The sequence below is a fragment of the Acidisphaera rubrifaciens HS-AP3 genome, assembly GCF_000964365.1.
GTDB lineage: Bacteria > Pseudomonadota > Alphaproteobacteria > Acetobacterales > Acetobacteraceae > Acidisphaera > Acidisphaera rubrifaciens.
On record NZ_BANB01000253.1, the window covers coordinates 1 to 9564 of the forward strand.

7 protein-coding genes are annotated in these 9564 nt (G+C 72.6%); 2 read left to right on the plus strand and 5 right to left on the minus strand.

The features are described 5' to 3' along the window. Both B8460_RS08615 and B8460_RS08620 read right to left on the minus strand, forming a co-directional pair. Positions 1-3373, minus strand: a 3373-nt coding sequence (locus B8460_RS08615; RefSeq protein ID WP_048861183.1) for a Hint domain-containing protein, incomplete at its 3' end; no start/stop codon positions are given. A gap of 131 nt (positions 3374-3504) precedes the next feature. Next, positions 3505-4998 carry an amidase gene (locus B8460_RS08620; protein ID WP_048861184.1) on the minus strand — a complete coding sequence of 498 codons (1494 nt, stop codon included), beginning with the start codon at positions 4996-4998 and terminating at the stop codon, positions 3505-3507. Between the two features lie 82 nt (positions 4999-5080). Between B8460_RS08620 and panB the strand changes: the two genes are divergently transcribed. Next, positions 5081-5902: a 3-methyl-2-oxobutanoate hydroxymethyltransferase gene (gene panB, locus B8460_RS08625; protein WP_048861185.1), complete on the plus strand. Its 822-nt coding sequence runs from the start codon at positions 5081-5083 to the stop codon at positions 5900-5902. Between the two features lie 31 nt (positions 5903-5933). On the opposite strand, the gene ampH is transcribed toward panB, so the two are convergent. The 3 genes from ampH to B8460_RS08640 form a co-directional block, all read right to left on the minus strand. Further along, positions 5934-7151, minus strand: a complete 1218-nt coding sequence (ampH, locus tag B8460_RS08630) for a D-alanyl-D-alanine-carboxypeptidase/endopeptidase AmpH (RefSeq protein WP_084623371.1) — start codon at positions 7149-7151, stop codon at positions 5934-5936. A 78-nt stretch (positions 7152-7229) separates the two neighbouring features. Further along, the gene (locus tag B8460_RS08635) at positions 7230-8471 is read right to left on the minus strand and encodes an AI-2E family transporter (RefSeq protein WP_084623373.1); all 1242 of its coding nucleotides are present in this window, start codon (positions 8469-8471) and stop codon (positions 7230-7232) included. 107 nt (positions 8472-8578) lie between these two features. Further along, positions 8579-9205, minus strand: a complete 627-nt coding sequence (locus B8460_RS08640) for a DUF1194 domain-containing protein (RefSeq protein ID WP_241771149.1) — start codon at positions 9203-9205, stop codon at positions 8579-8581. 81 nt (positions 9206-9286) lie between these two features. On the opposite strand from B8460_RS08640, the gene B8460_RS08645 reads away from it, so the two are divergent. Further along, positions 9287-9564: enoyl-CoA hydratase-related protein (locus tag B8460_RS08645; RefSeq protein ID WP_048861189.1), on the plus strand; the 278-nt coding region annotated here is incomplete at its 3' end.

A 9564-nucleotide genomic window follows, 5' to 3' on the forward strand; every position in this document is an offset into this window, starting at 1 on the left:
GGCGGCGGCAGTCGATCCGCCGCCGGCCGATCCAGCGCACCGGCCGCGCTGCCCCGGCGGCGGTCAGCACCAGGTCACCCACGGCCAGCGTCTCCACCGGCACGTCGCCCGCGGGCGTGCGGATGCGCGTGCCGGCGCGGAAGCAGGTGACGTCGAGCACGATCTCCGTCGTATCCGGCCCGGCGGCGTAGGAATAGAAGGTGTGGCCGGCAAAGTTGCCGTTGAAATTGAGCGCGCTGATGGTGGTGCCGCCGGCGCCGATCAGCGACAGCACGCCGCCGGCCGTGCTGGTCTGATCGAAGACCACGTGATCGACCGGCGTGGTGAGGGTGACGTCGATCACGTCGGTGTCGGCGAAGCCGGTGATCGCGGCGGCGACGGCGAGCGTCGCGGCGTTGGGGGTCGCGAACACGATGCGGTTGTCCGTGCCGGACATGCCGATCTGCACTTCGCCGGTGAGCGCGGTCGGCAGATCGAGCGTGCCGTCCGCGGCGGCGAAGCTGATGTAGCCGGTCACCGCCGCGGCGGCGATGCGGCCGCCGTCGGACGCCACGGCGCTCAGCCCGAACCCAACGCGCGGGGGAATGACGGGCGCGGCAAGCTGCCCGGTGACGTCGAGCACCGCGCCGGCCCCCTGCGCCAGCAGCTCGCTCGATTGAAAATCGAATCCGGCCGACAGCGTGCCGACCGTCAGGGTGCTGCCGGCGTCGATTTCCACCGACGGCAGATTGGTGTCGCTCATCAGCGTGCCGGCGCTGAAGCTGCCGTGCAGCAGCAAGGCGTTGTCGATATCGAGGGTCGCGGCCGCGCCCATGCCGGTCAGCATCGTGGTCGGGTACAGGTATCCGGCATAGGGCAGCGCCGGGTTCTGCGCTGCGATCACCGCGACATCCGCCGCGCCGGGCGCGACCGCCGCCGGCAGCCCGGTCGTGGTATCGGTCCAGTTGTTCGCGTCGCCCCACGCGCCGCCCGCCGGCCCGGTATAGGTGAACGTGTTGCCGATCGCGGTGCCGGCGCTGAGGCCGTAGCTGCCGGGCTCGGCCACGCCGACCTGCGCGCCGTCGAAACCGCTGACGAGATACGGCAGGCCCGCGAGGCCGGTGCCGACGAGGGAGGCGGTCGCGAGCACGGTGCCGTTGACGTCGACGATGTCGAGCGTGCCGCCGCCCACGCCGGGCACGAAGGCGACGGCGGCGGCACCCGCGCCTTCGTTGAACTGGATCACGTCGCCGTAGGTCAGGCCGGTGATCGGCGCCGGCTCGGCGGTCGCGTAGGCGATATAGACGGAATCGCCGCGCCCCCGCAGCAGGAAGCTGTTGCCGCCGCCGATCGTGCCGCTGGTCACGACGTTGATCGAGGCGCCGCTGTCCAGGGTGAAGGCGATCGCCGCGTTGGGGTCGAGCACCGAAAGCGTCAGCGCGCCGCCCGCCTCCACCGTAGCCGCGCCGGTGCCGGTCACGTCGTCGAACAGGCTGAGCCAGTGCGCGTCGATCACGCCGTTGGCGACGATCGTGTTGGCCACGATCTCGCTGAGCGCGGTCGTGGAGGTGTCGGTGATCGTGGCGCCGGCGTCGATCACCACCTGACCGGGCGCCGCCGTCTGGCCGGCGGGGCCGCCGATGATGGCATAGGAGGGCGCCGGCCCGGCGACATAGGTGGTGCCGCTCTGCACCACGCCGCCGGGACTGACCGCCGTCAGGCTGCCGCCGTTGCGCAGGTCGAGGGCGCCGAGCCGGATGGTGCCGCCGTGTTCGGCCCCCAGCGCGCCGCCGTCGGCGACCGTCGCTGTGCCGCTGACCACCAGGGCGCCGCCGGGCGCCGCCTGGTCCACGCCATAGGCGATCAGCGCGTCGCCGGTGCCGTCGAGCGACAGCGTTCCGGCCGACAGCACGCCGCCCGCGCTCAGCAGCAGTCGGCCGGCACCCACTGTTTCGACCAGCCCCGCCGTGACCGCGCCGGACAACGCGACGTTGCCCTGTGTCTCCAGCGTGGCGGCGCTGCCGCCGCCGATGAGGGCGGTGAAGGCATAGCCGGTGCTGCCGTTAATGATCGCGGTGTCGGCGCCCCCCGGCGCGGCGGCGGCGCTCTTGCCGGTGGTGCTGTCCTGCCAGTAGGCGGGGTCGGCCCACGATCCGCCCGAGGGGCCGGCATAGGTCAGCCCATGGCCGCCGTTGCCGGCGCTTGGCCCGAAGCCGGTGCCCGAGGCGAGATCGACCTGGAAGGTCCCGGTATAGGCGCCGCTGTCGTAGGGATCGGGGCTGACGGTGATGACGAAGCTGCTCAGCGTGTAGCTGCCGGCGAAGATGTAATAGGCCTCCGCCTGGCCATCCCCGGCGATCAGCTCGAGCGTGCCGGTGCCGGCGCCGTTGGCACCTTGCGTGTAGGTGGCCGTCTGCACGCCGCCCAGCTGGTTGGCGGCGGCGATCAGACGGTCGCCGGCGCCGAAGTTGTTGATCAGCCCCGGCCCGCTGACGCCGCCGGCTGTGAACGGCACGGACCCGCCGTTGAGATACGGATATTCGGTGACGAACAGCGCGCTCGCCGTGCCGGCGTTGGGGAAGTCGATGGCGGTCCGGCCGCCGGGCGTGTCGGACAGGTTGAGCAGCGAGCCGTCGCCCAGCACGAAGGTCAGCGCGCTGGTTCCCTGCGTTCCGACCGTCGAGGTGAACGTGCCGCCGGCGAGGATCTCCACGGTGCCGGTGCCGTCCAGCGCGCCGACCGCCTGGATGTTCTGCGCCTGCACCACCCCGTCGATGACGATGTCGCCCCAGCTGATCAGCGTGCTGACGACGTAATCCGCGAACAACGTGCCGCTGCCCGACAGGGTGGCGCCGGCCTCGATGTCGATATAGCCGTCGCCGCCCAGCAGCGTGGTCCCGACATCGACGCCGGAGCTGGACGAGGCAACGTCGAGCAAGCCACCGGTCAGGACGACCGACGCCGCACCGGCGACGGCAAACTCTCCGGAGGCGGTGAGCGTCCCGGCGACGGTGGCCGTGCCGGCAACCATGACCTGCGCGCTGGCGCCGAAGGCGCCGAGAGTCGCGCCGGACTGCACCAGCAGGCTCGTCGCGTGAAGAGCGCTCGACGGATAGACCGCGACACCCGCGCCGGTGGCGGCGGTGACGCTGCCGGCGCCGATCGTGCCGTTGAACTCGATCAGCCCTTCCAGCAGCAGCGGCCCGGCCGTGCCCGGTCCGTTCACGATCAGGGGTGTCGCGGTGCCGCCGTTGATGACGACGGTCGCGCCGGCGCCGGGCGCGACGGTGGCGGGGTTCTGCCCCGTCGTCGTGTCGTCCCAGTTGACCGGCACATCCCAGGACCCGCCGGAGGCACCGATCCAGTGGAAATCATCCGTCGTTGATGACGACACCGTTAAAAATCCCTGAACGGAATGTTCCGGCAGATCGTGGCACGGGGGCGCCCGCAGCGGAAGCACGTCCGGCGCGAGACGGCGCGAATAGGTCGTAAGGGGTCGGATCTGCCCGCGGACGGCGCAGCGGATCAGCCGGGCGGGCGGCGGTCGAACCAGGGGGCGGCAGATTCCAGTTCGGCGGCGAGGGCGAGCAGCAGCGGCTCGCCGCCGATCGGGCCCACGAACTGCGCGCCGAACGGCACCGCGGCCTCGCCGGGCGCCGGGGCGCCCCAGTGCAGCGGGACCGACATGCTCGGCGTGCCGGTCATGTTGGACAGCTGCGTGAAGGGCACGAGGGTAAGGTTCTCGCGCGACAGCGTCTCCAGCAGGCCCGTCCGGCGCACCATCGCGGCGAAGCCGGGGATCGCGAGGGCGTGCAGCGCGAGGCGCTGGCCGAAAGGCGGATCGAGCGCGCCGATGCGCGGCGGCGGCGCGGCCACGGTGGGCAGCAGCAGCAGGTCATAGCCCTCGAAGAACGCGGCGAGCGCCCGCCCGAACTCGTTCCACAACCGGCGCGAGGCGACGTAGTCCCCGGCCGGCAGCGCGCGCCCTAGCCGGCCGAGGCCGCGCGTCGTCAGCTCGAAGGCGCCCATGCCCGCGCCGGTCTGCGCGCGCGCCCGGGCGATGTCGGCCGGCACCTGACCCAGATACAGATCGAGGAAGCAGCGCGCGAGCAGCCGGCCGTCGATCGCGGGCGCCGCCGGCTCGACGTGATGGCCGAGCCGTTCGAGCAGCCCGGCGGCGATGGTGACGGCGGCCGCCGCCTCGGCGTCGACGGGGGAGCCGATCGGGCTTTCGGTCATCATGCCGATGCGCAGCCGCGCGGGCGGGCGGGCGATCGCAACCATGCCGGACACCGCGGGACGGGCAAGCGGATAGGGCGCGCCGGCATCGGGTCCGGCGAGGATGTCGAGCATCGCGGCGGCGTCGCGCACGCTGCGCGTCAGCACGAACTCGGAACTCGCGCCCTCCCATCCCTCGGCGGCCTGGGGGCCGTGCGGGATCAGGCCGCGGCCGGGGCGGAAGCCGAACAGGCCGCAGTAACTGGCCGGGATGCGGATCGATCCGCCGCCGTCCGACGCCCCCGCCATCGGCACGATGCCGCCGGCGACCGCCGCCGCGGCGCCGCCCGATGAGCCGCCGGGCGTGCGGCCGGGCGACCAGGGGTTGCGCGTCGGGCCATGCAGCGCGGTCTCCGTCGTCGCCAGCAGCGCCAGTTCGGGCGTGGTGGTGCGGCCGAAGATCACAAGCCCGGCATCGAGGCAGCGCTGCGTATAGGTGCTGTGCCGTGCCGCGACGATGCCGCGGCGTGCCCGGCTCCCGCCGGTGTCGCCGACGCCCGCGTAGTCCTGTCCCCAGTCCTTCAGCAGGAACGGCACGCCCGCGAACGGGCCGGCGAGCGGGCCGGCCGCGCGGGCGCGCGCGATCTCGACCATCGGCACGGCGATCGGGTTGAGCACGCCGCCCACGGCATCGAGCCGCGCCAGCGCCGTCTCCAGCAGGTCCGCGGCCGTCACCTCGCCGCGCGCGACGAGCGCCGCGAGGGCGGTTGCGTCATGCGCCGCGTATTCGTCGTATCGCATCTGCTCGGCCGGCCCTTTGCGTCCCCGGCCGAGGAGAGCACACAGCAGGGTCGCAGACGAGACCGCCGCAAGGGAGGACCCGATGTCCAAGCATGCCGAGCCCGCGCGCCTGACTGTCCCCGCGATCCGCGCCCGCAAGGGCGGGGAGAAGCTCGTGTGCCTGACCGCCTACACGGCGCCGATGGCGGGGCTGCTCGATCCGCATGCGGACCTGCTGCTGGTCGGCGATTCCGTCGGGATGGTCGTGCATGGCCTGCCGAACACGGTCGGCGTGACTCTGGACATGATGATCCTGCACGGGCAGGCGGTGATGCGCGGCGTGCGCCACGCCGTGGTCGTCGTGGACATGCCGTTCGGCACGTACGAGGCGGGACCGGCCGCGGCCTATCCGGCGGCGGTGCGGCTGATGCAGGAAACCGGCTGCCACGCGGTGAAGCTGGAAGCCTGCGCCGGCATCGGCGAGACGACGGCGTTCCTGGTCCAGCGCGGCATTCCGGTCATGGGCCATGTCGGCCTGCGGCCGCAGGCGGCGATGGTCGAGGGCGGGTTCCGCGCCAAGGGCCGCACGGAGGCGGAGCGGATGCGCGTGCTCGACGAGGCGCGGGCGATGGATGCCGCCGGTGCCTTTGCGATCGTGGTGGAGGGGGTGACCGGCGATCTCGCCGGCGAGGTGACGCGGGCCGTCGGCGCGCCCACGATCGGCATCGGCGCCTCGCCCGACTGCGACGGGCAGATCCTGGTGACCGACGACATGCTCGGCCTGTTCGAGCGGGTGCCGCGCTTCGTGCGCCGCTATGCGGACCTGCGCGGCATCATCGGCCCGGCGGTCGCCGCCTATGCCGAGGACGTGCGCGCCGGCCGCTTTCCCGCCCCGGCCGAACAGTACGGCGTGAAGCCGGGCTGAACGCCGGGGCGGAGCGGGCGGAGCGCGCCCGTCAGCGCGTGGCGAGGCTCGCGATCATCCCGTTCACGCCGTGGATGAGACTCGCGAACATGCCGAAATCCGCGCGGTTGACGACGACGAAGGCGCCGACGTCGCGGCCGGGAGCAAACGCGATATAGCTCATGAAGCCGACGCCGCCGCCGCTTTTGGCGAGCAGCATCGGCGTCGCCCCGCTGGCCGGCACCATCACCCAGCCGAGGCCGAGCCCGCCCATCTGTCCCGCCTCGTCGAAGCCGATCGCCGCCGGCATCGCCTGCCGCTGGCGATAGATCGCGTGGCTGAGCGCGAGCGCCGGGGTGTCGTCCTCCAGGTTGTGGCGCAGCCAGATCAGCATGTCGTCGCCGGTGCTGTAGAGGCCGCCGCTGCCCTCGGTCGCGGTCGCGTCGGCGCACGGGCCGTTGCCGCCGAGGCCGGTGCCGGTCATCAGCCGCGCGCACTGATCGGCATCGGGCGTGAGCGTCGTGTCGGTCATGCCGAGCCGGTGCGTCACGCGATCCGCCAGCAAGGTCGCATAGGGCTTGCCGGCGGCGGTCGCCATGGCATCGGTCAGGAAGTCGAAGCCGATATTCGAATAGGAGGCGACGGTGCCGGGGGTCCAGGGCAGCTCATAGGTGGGCAGCCACTTCCAGCGGTCCGCCCGGCTCGGCCAGCCGCGCGCCCACGCATCCTTGGGAATGTCGCCCATCTCGCGCGGCAGGGCGGCGGAATAGGTGGCGAGATCCAGCAGGGTGATCGGCCGGCCGGTGTAGGTCGGCACGTGCACGCCGCCCGCATAGTGCTGCAGCGTCGCCGTCAGCCGCAGCGTGCCGTCGGCGGCGAGCGAGCCGAGCACCTCGCCCGCGAACGCCTTGGTGATGGAGTTCAGACGGAACAGGCTGCGACCGTCCGGCGTCTTCTTGCTGTCCGGTGCCGTCTCGCCGTAGCCGAGAACCGTGCCCTCGCCGTTATGCACCACGCCGAGCACGAGCCCGGGCGCGCCCGATTCGCGGAACATCACGTAGCCGGAGAGGCCCGTCGCCTCTTCCAGCAGGGGATCGACCGGCGCGGTCTTCTGGCCGGACGCCTGGCCGGTTGCCTGTTCCACCGCTTCGGCGCGCGTCCTCGGCGCGGTCGCATCGTCCGGCTTCGCGGCCGGCGGGTCGGCACGGGCGACGAGAGGGGCCGCACCGAGGGCGGCGAGGGCGAGGAGAAAAGCCGCGAGGCGGGGCATCCGGTGGCTCCGTCGGGGTTGCGGACGCATCCTAGGGCGGCAGGCGCGGCAGGCAACCGCGGCGCGCGGCCGGGACGTTCACCCTTCGAGAAAGTGACCGAAGGCGCGCAGCGGCGTCAGCGCGTCGCAGATGATCTTGGTGATGACCAGCATCGGCACCGCCAGGATCGCGCCCGGCATGCCCCACAGCCAGAACCAGAACACCAGGGCGAGCACCACCGCGACGGGGTTGATGGTGAAGCGCCGCGCCAGCACCAGCGGCGTCGCGAACTCGCCCTCCACGACATGGATCAGGAAATACAGCCCGACCGGCAGCAGCGCCGCCCAGTCCACGCCGAGGGAGACGACGCCGGCGGCGGTGAACAGCACGATGCCGCCCAGCGGACCGAGGATCGGCACGTAGTTCAGCATGAAGGCGATAGTGCCCCACAGCAGGGGATCGTCGACGCCGCACAGCCACATCACCGCGCCGGTCGCGATGCCGACCACGGCGTTGATGAGGGTGACGGTCACCAGATAGGCGGAGATGTCCTGTTCGATCCGCAGCGAGATTTCCACCGCCTGACGCTTCGACGCGAAGCGGGGCAGGATTTCCACCACCCGGCGCAGGAAGGTTTCGCCGTACAGCAGCAGGTAGAACAGCACGATCAGCGTGGTGAAGATGGTCGCCGCCATCGCCGTGGTGCGGGAGAACAGCACCCCCACGAGATTGGGCGAGCGCAGCGGCGGCGAGGGGGTGACGGGGACGTCGCCGTCGGGGCCGACGGCGAGCGCCTCCGCCTGGTGCAGCAGGTCGGTGAGACCCGCGATCGGGGCGCGCAGGAACGCGAGCTGTTCCTGCACCCGCGGCAGCGCCTTCGGCAGCCGCCCTGCCCAGTCGCTCGCCGGTCCGGCCAGCGCGGACAGCAGCCCGGCGGCGCAGACGATCAGCAGCACCAAGGCGACTACGGCGCCGACCGCGCGCGGCAGGTGCAGCCGCTCGGCGACGCGGACCACCGGCTGCAGCAGCAGCTTGAGCATGATGGCCGCCACCACCGGCAGGATGATGTCCGCCGCCACGTAGAGCGAAGCGATGGTGGCCAGGAAGAACAGCCCGCCGAGGAACATCGACCGGGGATCGGTCGGCAGCGGCATCGGCTCGCGTTCCTCGCCGGACGGTTTCTCCTTCGAGACCGCCTCGGCCAGCTCCGTCGTCTCCGCCGCCACCGCGTCGCCCAGCCGCGTTGCGGCGAGCAGCGGTTCGGCGATGCCGAGCACCCCTTCGAGCGGTCCGCCGTCAAGCGGGCCGGGGCTCAGCGGTCCCGCAGTGGCGTCCGACATGCCTGTTGTCCTGGTTGTTGCCGGTGTATGCGGCGGGCTGCGAGAGCGGAACGACCGGCGCCCGGCGCCGGTTGCATCGCGGGGGCCCGCGTCACCGCCATGACCGGTCAGGCGATTTCGCGCGCAAGCTTCTGCGCCATGGCGATCTCGAAGGCGGCGTAGTCGGGACAGGTGAGGGCGAAGGCGCCGGGGCCGCCGATCACCTCGCGCCGGTAGCTCTCCAGCAGGTCCGGCTCCTCGTGCAGGACGCACAGGCCGTTGATCGTGATGCCGGAGGCCACCATCCGGTCGCGCACCGGCACCGGGTCCATGCCGTCATTGGACCGCCCGTCACCGGCGACATCGACGATCAGCCGCCCGGCCGTCGCGGGGGCAGTGATCAGCAGACGCATGCAGGCGGCGAGGGCGGCGCCGATCGCGGTGGTGGAGGCGGGAACAAGGCGGTTCACGTCCTCCACCGCCTGCGCGAAGGCGGCAAGGCTCGCCGGGCTGTCGAGACGGGTCCAGGGCACCACGACCTCCTGCGCGTCCGCCGCCGACCACAGCAGCACGGCGGCGAGGCTCGCGCGGCGGATGCCGCCGAGCAGTCCGGCCGCGACCTCCGGCTTGCGCAGCGCCGCGGCAAGGCCGCCCGCCATCAGGCCGAACTCGTCGTAGGTGACGCTCGCCGAGCCATCGAGGGCGATCACCAGCGCAAGATCGACCGGCGGCATCGGCGGGGCGGGGGCGTCCATGGGCGCAGTCTGCCACCGGCGGCGGTTGCCGTCCCGCGCGGCGCAGGGGAAGGTCGGGGCGCGGAGCAGCAGGGGGCGCGCATGGCCGGTCGGGTCTGGGGCGAGGTGGCGGAGGGCGTGGCGACGGTGACGTTCGACCAGCCGGAGAAGCACAACGCCATGTCGGTGGGCATGTGGGACGAACTCGCCGCCCTGCTCGACGAGTACGGCGCGCGCGACGAGGTGCGGGTCGTGGTGCTGACCGGCGCGGGGGAAGCGGCGTTCGTCTCCGGCGCCGACATCAGCCAGTTCGACACCACCCGCGGCGACGCGGCGGCGCAGCGCGAGTATCACCGGCTGACCGCCGCCGGGCGGGCGCG

Bases quoted from the DNA above. Each gene is read 5' to 3' on its own strand.
- B8460_RS08640 (WP_241771149.1), bottom strand. From the start codon at position 9,205: ATGGACGCCCCCGCCCCGCCGATGCCGCCGGTCGATCTTGCGCTGGTG.
- ampH (WP_084623371.1), bottom strand. From the start codon at position 7,151: ATGCCCCGCCTCGCGGCTTTTCTCCTCGCCCTCGCCGCCCTCGGTGCG.
- B8460_RS08635 (WP_084623373.1), bottom strand. From the start codon at position 8,471: ATGTCGGACGCCACTGCGGGACCGCTGAGCCCCGGCCCGCTTGACGGC.
- B8460_RS08620 (WP_048861184.1), bottom strand. From the start codon at position 4,998: ATGCGATACGACGAATACGCGGCGCATGACGCAACCGCCCTCGCGGCG.
- panB (WP_048861185.1), top strand. From the start codon at position 5,081: ATGTCCAAGCATGCCGAGCCCGCGCGCCTGACTGTCCCCGCGATCCGC.